The organism is Nostoc sp. DedQUE02 (assembly GCF_034531035.1).
Lineage (GTDB): Bacteria > Cyanobacteriota > Cyanobacteriia > Cyanobacteriales > Nostocaceae > Nostoc.
This window is the reverse complement of the sequence record NZ_JAVRBY020000115.1, coordinates 1-11614: the sequence shown is the minus strand read 5'-3', so window position 1 is coordinate 11614 and position 11614 is coordinate 1. Positions and strand designations below refer to the sequence as shown.

Genomic DNA, 11614 nt, shown 5'->3' with positions numbered 1-11614 from the left:
ATGTTTATCGTGTAGTTGCTTGGCGCGCGGCGCGGCTACACCGCGCCATTGCTTGTGACAGTTGCGTAAGTCCTGTCATTATAGGACTCATATTTTATTTCTGAAAAAATTCAGTACAACTCAAAGACGCTTCTTCCCTATTGCCTATTGCCTCTTCCCTCTTGCCTCTTCCCTATTGCCTATTGCCTATTGCCTCTTCCCTATTGCCTCTTCCCTAGAAATCAAATCGCATTGCTATAACCTAATATTGAATAGAAAAGTTATTCAACTCTGGCGCGGAGTGCGGGAGATGGAAAGAGATTTTCAAATCCAGCTTGTCGCTCCTCTAAAGATTCTAGGGCATCGTTCCAAAGGCTTTCATAATAAAAGAAGGTTACGCCTAAACCGCGTTCTTGGACAGCCCGCACCTGAGACTTAATTTGCTGTATGGGAACCGGGTTATTTCGTAACCCTGTCATAATCCCAATTCCAGTTGGAATTGTTTTTTGTGCTTCTTGAATTTCCGGGCGGGAAATATTTGCCACAAAACTTTGCAGATCCGGACGATAAACTTGCATAATTAATTCGTCCACAATATTTTGCCGCATCCAACTTAGCCAATCTTGCAAGTGAAACTTGTAAGCAAAATCATAGTAGTTAGGAGAAACAGAGAAAATCGCCTGGGGTTTTCTCTGTTTCACAGCTTGGTTAAGTTTTACCATGAATGCCGTAATTTTATCTGCCCGCCACTTTACCCATGCTGCATCTTGGGAATTATTTGGGGGAGGATTCTTCGTTTCTTTGGTGTACAAAGAAACTGTATATTGGTCGTAGCCAAATTCGTGAGGCAAACTCATGTGATCGTCAAACTGAATGCCATCGGCATCATATTGAGTCACAGTTTCCAGCACAAGATTAGTGATGAACTCTTGCACTTGCGGAAGGAACGGATTGAGCCACATCACCTCACCTGCTGCACTATTTGAAGTTTGGCTACCATCCCGCTTTTGTGTGAACCAATTCGGGTAATTTAGTGCTAGTTCTGAAGTTGGGGGAGCCATAAAACCAAACTCAAACCAGGGAATGACTAGCAATCCTTTGCGATGGGCTTGAGTAATGAGGTCTGCAAGAATATCATGTCCATCTGAACCTTTGTAGACAAAAGGTTGAATACCTGCACGCTGTGCTAGGGCGCTAGGATACATCACATAGCCAGAATTCCACACCACAGGATAGATTGTATTGAAGTTCAGCCGTCGGAGTTGACTGACTGCATCTTGCACTTTATCGCGACTCTTGAGGGTGTCAAAATCATTATTGGTCATCCAAACCCCGCGAATTTCTTGACGGGGTATCTGTGCGATCGCACTGAAGCCACCACCTTCGCTGATTGCAGGGATGAAACTGTCTAACAGCAATACCGTAACAAAGGATATTAAAATGAGAATGGGAAAAAGAGACTTGAGCAATGTTTGACGACAAGCTGCTATACATCTACGCCGCAAACTTTGAATAATAAAAGATAATTTCATAGATTTGAATGATGCATTAGCTACCCACACACACAATTGATCGCTTTTATGATTGAACCTACTAAGCATATAGTCTACAAGTATTTATGCTTACTACGACTTGATAAGTTGGTAGTTATTCGTTCCCTGCTTATGGAACTTTTGCACCAGAAAAACTAAAGCAGACAAATTAAGATAGTTGACGCAGCTAATAAGCATTTGTGCCCAATAATATTTGGTATGGGGAATGGGGCAGAGGGGCAGAGGGGCAGAGGGGCAGAAGGGCAGAGGGGCAGAGGAGAAAGACTTACTGCAACTGCTCCCCTGCTCCCCTGCTCCCCTGCTCCCCTGCCTCCCCTGCTCCCTGCCTCCCCTGCCTCCCCTGCTTCTCATCTTCACATTCCCCCATGCCCTACCTGTGTCACAATAGAGAACTGTAATAAGAAAAATATTGTTAAGGTAATTTAGTGAGTCCAACTGCTCAATCCACGGCAAGTGCGCGTCGCGTAGTATTTCCTTTTACGGCAATTGTGGGCCAGGAAGAAATGAAACTGGCGCTGCTATTGAACGTGATTGACCCCAAAATTGGTGGTGTAATGATCATGGGCGATCGCGGCACCGGTAAATCCACAACTATCCGGGCACTGGCGGATCTGCTGCCAGAAATTTCTGTGGTTGCCAATGATCCTTTCAGTAGCGATCCTAGCGACCCCGACTTGATGAGCGATGAAGTCCGTCAACTTTTAGAACAAGGGGCGGAAATTCCTGTAACTCAAAAAAAAGTCCAAATGGTAGACCTGCCGCTAGGAGCTACAGAAGACCGAGTTTGTGGCACGATCGACATTGAGAAAGCTTTATCTGAAGGTGTCAAAGCTTTTGAACCGGGACTGCTGGCAAAGGCTAACCGAGGCATTCTCTATGTAGATGAAGTCAACTTACTAGATGACCACCTTGTAGACGTGTTACTCGACTCTGCTGCCAGTGGATGGAACACTGTAGAACGAGAAGGTATTTCTATCCGTCATCCAGCGCGTTTTGTGCTTGTGGGTTCTGGAAACCCAGAAGAAGGCGAACTACGCCCCCAATTACTCGATCGCTTTGGGATGCACGCTGAAATTCACACAGTAAAAGAACCAGCCTTGCGGGTGCAAATCGTAGAACAACGGGCGGATTTTGATCAAAATCCGCCAGTATTTCTCGAAAACTACAAACCCCAGCAAGAAGCATTGCAAGAGCAAATTATCAATGCTCAAAAGCTTTTGCCAGAAGTGAAAATTGACTACGATCTACGGGTAAAAATTTCTGAAGTCTGTTCAGAACTGGATGTAGATGGTTTGCGGGGTGACATTGTTAGTAACCGCGCAGCCAAAGCCTTAACAGCTTATGAAGGACGCACTGAAGTCACAATTGATGATATCCATCGCGTAATTACCCTATGCTTGCGTCACAGACTGCGGAAAGACCCCTTAGAATCGATTGATTCTGGCTACAAAGTCGCCAAAGTTTTTAGCCGCGTCTTTGGTGTCGAACTACCAGAAAGTGATACGGTACAAAAAAACGGCACAGGTCAAAAATTAGGGGCTAGGAGCTAATTAATTTTGGATTTTGGACTTCGACTTCGCTCAGTCGAACGATTTTGGATTTTTCCTTCAATCCAAAATCGAAAATTCAAAATCTAAAATTGGCATCTAACTCAACATAGCCTAAACCATAGCTATTCGCTAACAGCACTCAACACTGACTATGAGATTTTGCTCTTTTTGGTTTAACACCTTTGTTCTATCTAGCCAATACAACCCGCCCAGATTTGTAGAATTATTGATGCTCTTATTAGCGATCGCCATGCTGGCAATAGCCAGTATTTTACCCGACAGACCCTATTTAATTTTAGGCTTGAGCTTAGTAGTTGGGGCATCTATTTCCATCTTAGTGCGGGAAGCGATCGCCCCCTCACCCCAGACACGAATTACCCAACTAACAGCATCCCTATTACTCATCATCAGCCTCTATGGTTTTGCTGACTTAATGTATGCTCTTTAATGGGGAATGGGGAAGCAGGGGGCAGGGGGAGATGGCAACGCCAAAGGGGAAAGGAAAGCTCCCTCCTTGTCCCTTTTCCCTTTTCCCATCGGTAGTTGAGCGTAGTCGAAACTCAGTACAAGTGCCCCACACCCCATACCTAATCACCAATTCTGCATTTCCACCAATTCCATACACAACTCATTAATTTGCTCCAAATCAGGTTTGTGAGGTAGAGCAGATTTTTCGTAAACAATTTCCATTTCCGCGACCAAATCTTCTGCCATTTTCATCACCTGTTCATAAGAATACTCACCTGTTAAAATAGCTTTTAAATCCTCAACATCACCAGCTATTCTCCTATCTACAATTACTTCACCTCGCTGTAATATTTCTACTCCACTGCGTAACAATCTAATGCAGTGCATCCCATGTTTGAGGTCAAAACCCGACTTTTTTTCCATTTCTGCCCTAGCCGGATTTCTATTTTCCTGCCAAGATAAGTAAGCTTTCCATTCTCTTAAAGCTATTTGATAGCTTTGGCTTTTCTGAAGCAGGCGGATAAAATCTTTACGACTATTGGTTAACTTTTGGGTATATTCCAAAGTTTCATCGGATAAAGTATATTGTTTTAACACCCCTTTAAAATCAATATCTGCTGTCAGCAACTTATATAATTGTTCTGCTTCTTCCAAAAACTCAATCCGGCCTCTGATTAAATTATAAAGATACTCCAGGAAAGCATTTAGCTCATCTTTGCTAAGGGGTGCTTCATCTTCGATGGCGAAGTCAGATGGTATTGGTTTTTTTTGCGGTGGATTTAACAACCATTTCCGGTGAGTTTCCATCTTTTTGATTTGGGCAAAAGCATAACCAGTATAAGTATGTTTTACCTTCTTACTCAAAAATAACTGTTTATGCTCGATTAAATGCTGTCCTCCTGCACTTAAAAAAGGATAATTCTTTAACCAAAGCAATTCTAAAACATTGGGATTTGCGCCCGCTAATAACTGGAGGATTTTTCTTAATTCATATATAACTGTGTCTTTGTTGCCATCTAGAAATGGAAATATTCCTGGTTCATCCCAACCACTATCTTTTTGTTCTATAGGATCAAATCCTAAGTAATACCTCTTGGGTGCGATAAATACTCCTCGATAATCAAAGTCAGAATTAGGACGATTTAAACCATAACCGTGGCTACCTGCCAAACCAATTAAAATAGTTCTTTGCTCAACTTCTATTCTTTTCATATCATCTAATTAAAATATAGCCATCCTAACTCATGAGTTAAGTAGGTGGCGAGGTGGAGAGTAAAGAAAGAATTTTTAATTATCTTCAGAGATTAAACTTCTTGCCAGGGCAAACGTGTCTAAATATTGACGAGACTGGATAAAAGTGGAATTCACCAACACCCTGTTCAGACATCTGACTTTTCACGGTACCTGGAAAAGTCATGTTCAGACATGACTTTGAGGAATTAAATATTCATGCTTTAAGTAATGATAATCATAACGTTGCTTTTTGAAATTAATTGACTTCCTGAATGATTTTCGCGCTTCTTTAGTCAGTTTCCCTCTTGCTAGTTGAATCCCTTGCTAGTTTTTCTCTTCCTAAAGTAACAAAAGAGGGATATAATCTACTACTGATTGAAAAAACGCTTGAGCATCCAAATTATAGTAGGAGTGTTTATGAGTTTACCAGTTAAAGAAATTGTTTTAGCACCAGGAGAAGGTAATCATCTAACTACTGGTAATAGCGAAATAACATTTAAGGTAGTTGGTGCTGATACTCATGGCCACTTGGGATTGTTTGAAAACTTAATACAGCCAGGTGGAACTGCTCCAGTATTACATATTCATCGAGAAATGGAAGAAATGTTTTATGTATTAGAAGGAGAAATAGAAATTCAAGTTGGTAATCAGGTAGTGCAGGGACAACCAGGGGCGTTTGTGTTAGTTCCACGTAATACGCCTCATACATTCGCTAACCGAGGAACTCAGCCTGGAAAATTATTAATTATGTTTTGTCCAGCAGGAGAACGCGAAAAGTATTTTGAAGGGTTAGCCAAACTGCTCAAGGATGGGCAGAAACCAGACAACAAAGCTCTTGTAGAATTAATGGGTAAATTTGATCAGGAGCCAGTAGAGATTTAATTATCGACGGTGTTACTAATTACAACCTATCTTATAACGAACCTATCCCATTAATAATATTTGTGCTAAAAAGCTTAAGCTTATTGAGAAATGAAAACGAACAATCAAGGTTTTCAAGCACATTTTACAAAAAGAACTAGGAATTTTTAGAATAGTGGGATAGGTTCAAGTATATGATTGATTATTCGCTGCCCGTGATTGCTGGTGCGGATGTTACTGGCGTTGTGATACTAGTGACTCTACACAGGTTCAGTTACTTTCCGTACCTGGAAATGTACCTCTAAAAGGCTCGATATCTCTAAATCCTGACCCAACGCTTAGTACTTTAAGTTACTACTACTACCGGGCAACAGCAAATTTACTTTATTATAATTAAAAATGGTCTCTTATAATTTTGCTTTCGACAGTTTTTGAATTTGCCCAGTAAAGTATGCTTCCTCATGTTTAAGTTGTTGCGCCAGTTTTAACCCTTTTTGAAAAGCTGTCAGTGCTTGAGGAAACTCTTTGCGTTCTAGATATAATTGTCCAATTTGGTCATAGGCTTGCATCATTCCGTAAAAGTTAGCGGTTTGCAGGTGTGTTTGCAAAAGAATTTGACTAGCCTGTAAAGCCTCGTCTGTTTGTCCTTGAGAACGATACAGCGCAATTAATTTCTGCAAGGCTTCAGCAGCACGAACATATTGCTGTAATTGCCAAGCAGTGGTATAAGCTTCCTGATAATTTTTAAAAGCTTCTAACAGTAAGTTATGATCTTTCTTAGCTAGAAATTCGTAATCTGAGGCGATCGCTAGCTTTAATTCTGGTATTTTACTAAGATTATTTTCGTTGACGTAAATTTCTGCTAATTTATTAAGTACATTCAATGACTGCTGCGGTTGGTTGGTCTGCTCGTAAATGTAAGCCAGTCGTTGCAGATATGTTACCTCGTTTGCACGTTCGCCAAGGGATGTAGCTAAACTCAACAATTCTTCGTAGATTGGCGCAGCTTTGCGATAATCAAACCAACTCAAGTGCACCTCTCCAATTGTCTTGAGGGTTTCTACTAGTGCGATTGGATCTTTTTGCTGTCGTACTACTAGCAAAACTTGGTTGTAAGCTTCTATCGCTAGTTTAGACGATCGCACGTTTTGGTAAGCTTGACCTAGCGATCGCCACAATTCTAGATCAATTGGGTCGGTTTTTTTCTTAGATTGCACCTGTTTTTGAATTGCTTGCAATCGCTGCGTAATATATTGTACTTCTTGGCCATTATTTTGATTCCAAGCGATCGCGCCAACTCGTGATAATGCTTGCACCTGTGCTAATGAACTTAAAAAGCGCCGCAAACGCAATTCTCGGTTCCAAATTTCAAATGCTGCTTCCGGTTCACCTGCTTGCAATTTTGCCGCAGCTTCTTGATTTAATGCATCCAACGCTGCTTCTAACTTTTGCTGTTCTTGAGGAGTTAACGGCTCTTTATCTTTGGGCGAACGTGGTGACAGTGGATCGGGTGTGGTAATCTCTAGAGGATTAGGAGGAAACTTATCTGGTGGTTTGGGCTTCTGACTCTCTGCCAACGTCAAGGAACTGCTAAAGACTATAGTAGTAGCAACGATCACAATTAAACGTTTGAGCATAAGTATTTTGCCTTAAGTTGGTTAGATAAAGTAATTTTACAATTCATCAAAAAGAGTAAAGTGGAAGCCAGCAGCTTAACTTGTACTGAAGCATCATGATTTTCTCCAGTCAGAGCATCCATAGTATATCTAAATTGAAAAATTGCGATCGCGACCGGGATTTTTGAGTCTAGGGAGTGTCAAAATAATCCTAGATAATTTTTAAGCAAACACTTAATCATCTTGTAATGACTCATTCTACTGATATCGTCACTTTAGCGCGCTGGATGGCAGCCGACTTTAGCAATCAAGAGCAAGCTTTTGAAAATCCGCCTTTTTATGCCCATATCCGTGTGTGTATCCGTCCCCTTCCCTTAGAATTGTTTTCGGGGGTAAGTTTATTTCTCGAACAAGCTTATGATTTTATGCTCAATCAACCCTACAGGATGCGGGTAATGAAGTTGATTCAGGCAGAAAATCACATTGCAATTGAACACTACACCGTTAAAGAAGAACAAAAATTTTACGGTGCATCTCGTGAACCCGAACGCCTCAAAGAGTTGTCCGTTGACCAATTGGAAAAAATGTCAGGTTGCAACATGATTGTAGAATGGACAGGTAATAGCTTTAAAGGCAGAGTTGAACCTGGCAAAGGCTGCATAGTGGTACGTGACGGCAAAAATACTTATCTGGATAACGAATTTGAGATTGACGCTAAAGAATTTTTCAGCCTTGACCGGGGAAGAGATTTAGAGACTGATGAACGTCTTTGGGGTTCCATCGCCGGCCCATTTCACTTTGTCCGTTGGAGTAATTTTGCCGAGGAAGTAAAAGTGTAACAAGTCAATGGTGAGGAATTAAAGCCTCTTTAATCTGCTAAGAGTTGTTTGTACTGCAATCAACCTGTGATTAAAATTTTTTAGCGATCAGATCATTTAAAGAATACCAGAAACATCCAGTTAACCTACTATCTCTACCTTAGAATCCTATGCTATCATGGTTAAACTAGTGTCACATGGCTACTAATGCTTACTAAGACATCTTAGGAAGATTAAAGTAGTTTAGAGGATGTTTCTGTGGCGGCATAGCCAAGTGGTAAGGCAGAGGTCTGCAAAACCTCCACCCCCGGTTCAAATCCGGGTGCCGCCTTCAAATTGTACATTAACTAATTATTTGTCACTGTTAACAGATTGATGTCACTGTTAACAGATTTTTTGTCACAACTACAAACGGACACCTATGACAAAGGCAGACCTCTGCCTTACCTTTCAACCCACCATAAATTTAGCAAAGTTTTAGTAGTTGACTAAAACCTTAATATGTAGATATCCCTTTGAAGGGATTTTTAAAGCAACCTAGAGACGCGCTCATTTTATCCTTATCCTCTAAGAATCTTTCAACCCTCCTAATGTCAGAACTGGAGTTGAAACTACTTGAATCTTTAACCCCGATCAAAAATAATTAAGATGGGTTGCTCCTTGGTCGGAGGTGAAACGGTCACGCCACCCTTTGGGTTCGCCACTTTGCCGGAAAGAAAATCTCCCCGGCAAATGGACTCACCGCTGCGGTAAACCCGCACCTCTATTACTGGGGGCGCACCTGATTCCTGTTTACAAGAGATAGCAGCTTCAAGGTGGGCAGCTACTAGGGTCAGAAAGCACGACTGTGTTCCTACAGTCAAACTAACCCAAACTTTTCACAGTTCAGGGGTTGATTACAACATGAACTGCGGCGCTATTACTTATTCTATTTTCAAGGTTCAAGTTTTTGTCAATCAGCTATTTGGCGTGATTTATAGGCGGCGATGGCCAACTCTTTTGCTTTCTGTTGTGGGCTTCCTCTGATAGGCTGTTTCCCCTGTTCTATAACAATTCCAGCTTTCGTCGCTTGAGTTTGAATACACTCAAAATCTGCCATAACTCCACTAATGGACACTATGCCGATCAGGATGTCTTCGGTATTGCGGTAAATTTCAAATAAGGTGTTAAATAGATGGCGATCGCTTGTTTGAGGTGTGTGCTGAACACCATCAGTCTGTGAAAGTGCAGATTTTTTGCTTTTTTTAACTTTGCTGGTCTTTGGCTGTTGAGTGTCAATTGTATCAACTGGAGCAATTTGAGCCAAAATTTCAGTTGCTTTAGTGCAAATTCCATCCAAGGACGCGCTACAGATTTTAACTAATTCAGCATCACTTTTGAGCATTTCCAGCCAGTAGGTTTTGCTATCGAGTTGGGACTGCAACCGCTTCATTAAGGCCAGCCACGATTTATAAGTGTAATTCACCAATGCGATCGCACTGGCATAAAACCGAGAAGGTTGACCACTATAGCGCGAGTCAGTTTTGAGTGTCAGACATAGTTGCTTGACGATATCAGCAGGGATTCTAGCTTTTTGTCGCCAATTTTCCAGGTCTGGGTGATGTCCCAATTGTTCCAATAACTCGTTAATCAGAGGCGTGTTTTGCTCTGCCATTAACTTCCATAAGTATTGGCGGGTAGATGCACTAGTAACCAAACGACACTGAATCGTGATTTGGCTTATGACACTTTAAAACAAATATGTCTAATAATAACATATTTGTCCTATAAATAGCCGTGTGTAAAATTATTTCATGCAAGAGACATTTTTTACGAGCAAACAAGCGGCTGAAATCACAGGCTGTACCCTGCGTCAACTCCAGTACTGGCGAGAGAAGGGGGTAATTGTTCCCGTTATCAGCGAAACGGGAACAGGACGTAGTATTTATTACTCAAAAGCCAATTTGGTGGAATTGGCTGTGATGGTATATTTTTTGTCTGCTGGATTGAGTTTTGATCTGGCTGGTGAAACGGTCAAAACCCTGAAAGACAAAGAGCCGGAGTTGTTTAAATCTGGTCAGGGAAAGCGTTTTATGCTGTTGGGAGCAGTAGGAGAAAAAGCTACCAAGGGAGGAACAGGGTTGATGCTTTCCCTTGTGGAGTTTGACCGAGAAAAAGCGATCGCTTCTGTAGTGGAAGGTAAGCCTGTAATTCCCGTATGGTTAGATCAGATTTATCAGCAACTACAGCAAAAATTAAAAGCTTAAAGGAGCTACGAAAACATAGATGGTTGAACATAAGGGTAATGAGGACAAATCCCTGAAAATCTGGATATGGGACGCAACTTGTACTATTCGTGAAACCCAGGAAGCAGCGAAGTATCTCGAACCACAAGGAGGAGATCAATAAAAATGCTTTCCTTTGATGACCTCTGGGAACTCCTGATCACCGAAGATGAAGATGTAGAAATAGAAGCAAAAAAAGGCTCAGAAGTTAGTAAAAGCTGCTGGGAGACTATTAGTGCATTTTCTAATCAACCCAGTCTAGGAGGTGGTTATCTTATACTCGGTATTAAATCACTTACATGAAAGAGTTAATACAAAAATGAAAATTAACACTTTAGAAGATTTGGATAAGTTTGAATCTAAAATAGGTTCTGAATTCAGAAAATTTAGATTGGGAGATATTTTACACTCGTTACATATTTATGGAAAAACAGCAGAGCATCCTTTTATAGTTGCAGGAGCAGCTTTATTTGCTATTAGATTCTCTTGTCCAAGCAAAAACATACAGCAGAAGAAAGGTATATCTTCTGGGAATTTAACTAAACTTCTCAATCTGGTCTGGAAATATCAGAGCATAGATCCAATAACTTTCGATAATGATTTACACACTAATTTTAATGAATCGAATCCTATATTTCTCTTAATTAGAGTAGTAAACCAGCAATTCCCAGTTAACATTTCTAATTATAGCCAATTTACTAGACCAATATACCTATATCATGAAATTCCACCTACTTTAGTCGGCAAGAAAGGAGTACCTAAATTTGATTTAATTAAAGAATTTGAGAATCTTAATGGTGTATCTGTACCTGAGTTTATCAATTTGATGTTCGTTATATCTTCATATTTACGCCAATATTCAACTTTTTCACTGGATGATATAATACGTCAGGCCAATTCTAAGGGAATTAATATTCCAGATGAGCAAGGTATATCTTTAGCTATTAGTCAGATAGCAGGCGATCAAAAGCAGTTAACCAACCTCTATAAAAAGCGACAAGCAAGAGACCGTCGTTTTAAAATGTATGATATAAGTCCACTCTTAGAATTTTCTATAATATATCCTTGTCGAGGGACAGGATTTAATGATTATGGAAATAATATTATAAGCGCGCCTATACCTGATTTAATAGCTAGAACATTGACTCGGTGTTTTCCTTTGTCTGCACGTTGAGTTTGAGTAAGTCCTACTAACCCTTCTTGCTCTCATTTATCAATCAGTCGCCGTACTGTTCGCACTGATTTACCCAGCTTTACTGCTGCTTGTTGGAG

At 40.8% G+C, this 11614-nt stretch carries 12 protein-coding genes and 1 tRNA gene; 9 read left to right on the top strand and 4 right to left on the bottom strand.

From position 1 onward, the window contains the following. Nucleotides 1-260: 260 nt before the first annotated feature. Entirely contained in the window at nucleotides 261-1511 is a 1251-nt protein-coding gene (locus tag RMX98_RS35460) for a glycoside hydrolase family 10 protein (RefSeq protein ID WP_409881920.1), read from the bottom strand. Between the two features lie 446 nt (nucleotides 1512-1957). On the opposite strand from RMX98_RS35460, the gene bchI reads away from it, so the two are divergent. Both bchI and RMX98_RS35450 read left to right on the top strand, forming a co-directional pair. Continuing rightward, the gene (gene bchI, locus RMX98_RS35455; RefSeq protein ID WP_322679411.1) at nucleotides 1958-3082 is read left to right on the top strand and encodes a magnesium chelatase ATPase subunit I; all 1125 of its coding nucleotides are present in this window, start codon (nucleotides 1958-1960) and stop codon (nucleotides 3080-3082) included. 151 nt (nucleotides 3083-3233) lie between these two features. Then, nucleotides 3234-3530: a hypothetical protein gene (locus tag RMX98_RS35450; RefSeq protein WP_322679410.1), complete on the top strand. Its 297-nt coding sequence runs from the start codon at nucleotides 3234-3236 to the stop codon at nucleotides 3528-3530. A gap of 143 nt (nucleotides 3531-3673) precedes the next feature. Here the strand turns inward: RMX98_RS35450 and RMX98_RS35445 are convergent, their stop codons facing one another. Next, nucleotides 3674-4762, bottom strand: coding sequence for a DNA polymerase beta superfamily protein (locus RMX98_RS35445; RefSeq protein ID WP_322679409.1), 1089 nt, complete (start codon nucleotides 4760-4762; stop codon nucleotides 3674-3676). Nucleotides 4763-5200: 438 nt separating this feature from the next. Between RMX98_RS35445 and RMX98_RS35440 the strand changes: the two genes are divergently transcribed. Then, complete coding sequence (locus RMX98_RS35440) at nucleotides 5201-5665, top strand: cupin domain-containing protein (RefSeq protein WP_322679408.1); 465 nt, start codon at nucleotides 5201-5203, stop codon at nucleotides 5663-5665. Nucleotides 5666-6051: 386 nt separating this feature from the next. Here RMX98_RS35440 and RMX98_RS35435 read toward each other — a convergent pair whose 3' ends face one another. After that, a complete protein-coding gene (locus RMX98_RS35435; protein WP_322679407.1) occupies nucleotides 6052-7281 on the bottom strand; it encodes a hypothetical protein in 1230 nt (409 codons plus the stop codon). Between the two features lie 227 nt (nucleotides 7282-7508). Here RMX98_RS35435 and RMX98_RS35430 point away from each other — a divergent pair, with 227 nt between their 5' ends. Both RMX98_RS35430 and RMX98_RS35425 read left to right on the top strand, forming a co-directional pair. Beyond that, entirely contained in the window at nucleotides 7509-8099 is a 591-nt protein-coding gene (locus RMX98_RS35430) for a chromophore lyase CpcT/CpeT (RefSeq protein WP_322679406.1), read from the top strand. A 239-nt stretch (nucleotides 8100-8338) separates the two neighbouring features. Then, a tRNA-Cys gene (locus tag RMX98_RS35425) sits at nucleotides 8339-8409 on the top strand. Nucleotides 8410-9030: 621 nt separating this feature from the next. Here the strand turns inward: RMX98_RS35425 and cas12k are convergent. After that, on the bottom strand, nucleotides 9031-9786 hold the full coding sequence (gene cas12k / locus RMX98_RS35420; protein WP_322679413.1) for a type V CRISPR-associated protein Cas12k: 756 nt from the start codon (nucleotides 9784-9786) through the stop codon (nucleotides 9031-9033). 85 nt (nucleotides 9787-9871) lie between these two features. Here cas12k and RMX98_RS35415 point away from each other — a divergent pair, with 85 nt between their 5' ends. The 4 genes from RMX98_RS35415 to RMX98_RS35400 are packed head-to-tail and all read left to right on the top strand — an operon-like array spanning nucleotide 9872 to nucleotide 11516. Continuing rightward, nucleotides 9872-10324: a MerR family transcriptional regulator gene (locus RMX98_RS35415; RefSeq protein ID WP_322679405.1), complete on the top strand. Its 453-nt coding sequence runs from the start codon at nucleotides 9872-9874 to the stop codon at nucleotides 10322-10324. Nucleotides 10325-10343: 19 nt separating this feature from the next. Further along, nucleotides 10344-10466 (top strand): hypothetical protein, encoded by a 123-nt coding sequence (locus RMX98_RS35410; RefSeq protein WP_322679404.1) that lies wholly within the window; start codon nucleotides 10344-10346, stop codon nucleotides 10464-10466. A 2-nt stretch (nucleotides 10467-10468) separates the two neighbouring features. Continuing rightward, nucleotides 10469-10645: a helix-turn-helix domain-containing protein gene (locus RMX98_RS35405; protein ID WP_322679403.1), complete on the top strand. Its 177-nt coding sequence runs from the start codon at nucleotides 10469-10471 to the stop codon at nucleotides 10643-10645. 16 nt (nucleotides 10646-10661) lie between these two features. Further along, nucleotides 10662-11516, top strand: a complete 855-nt coding sequence (locus RMX98_RS35400) for a hypothetical protein (RefSeq protein WP_322679402.1) — start codon at nucleotides 10662-10664, stop codon at nucleotides 11514-11516. Nucleotides 11517-11614 lie beyond the last annotated feature (98 nt).

Bases quoted from the DNA above. Each gene is read 5' to 3' on its own strand.
- RMX98_RS35400 (WP_322679402.1), top strand. From the start codon at position 10,662: ATGAAAATTAACACTTTAGAAGATTTGGATAAGTTTGAATCTAAAATA.
- RMX98_RS35435 (WP_322679407.1), bottom strand. From the start codon at position 7,281: ATGCTCAAACGTTTAATTGTGATCGTTGCTACTACTATAGTCTTTAGC.
- RMX98_RS35405 (WP_322679403.1), top strand. From the start codon at position 10,469: ATGCTTTCCTTTGATGACCTCTGGGAACTCCTGATCACCGAAGATGAA.
- RMX98_RS35460 (WP_409881920.1), bottom strand. From the start codon at position 1,511: ATGAAATTATCTTTTATTATTCAAAGTTTGCGGCGTAGATGTATAGCA.
- RMX98_RS35410 (WP_322679404.1), top strand. From the start codon at position 10,344: ATGGTTGAACATAAGGGTAATGAGGACAAATCCCTGAAAATCTGGATA.
- RMX98_RS35415 (WP_322679405.1), top strand. From the start codon at position 9,872: ATGCAAGAGACATTTTTTACGAGCAAACAAGCGGCTGAAATCACAGGC.
- RMX98_RS35450 (WP_322679410.1), top strand. From the start codon at position 3,234: ATGAGATTTTGCTCTTTTTGGTTTAACACCTTTGTTCTATCTAGCCAA.
- RMX98_RS35445 (WP_322679409.1), bottom strand. From the start codon at position 4,762: ATGAAAAGAATAGAAGTTGAGCAAAGAACTATTTTAATTGGTTTGGCA.
- RMX98_RS35440 (WP_322679408.1), top strand. From the start codon at position 5,201: ATGAGTTTACCAGTTAAAGAAATTGTTTTAGCACCAGGAGAAGGTAAT.
- RMX98_RS35430 (WP_322679406.1), top strand. From the start codon at position 7,509: ATGACTCATTCTACTGATATCGTCACTTTAGCGCGCTGGATGGCAGCC.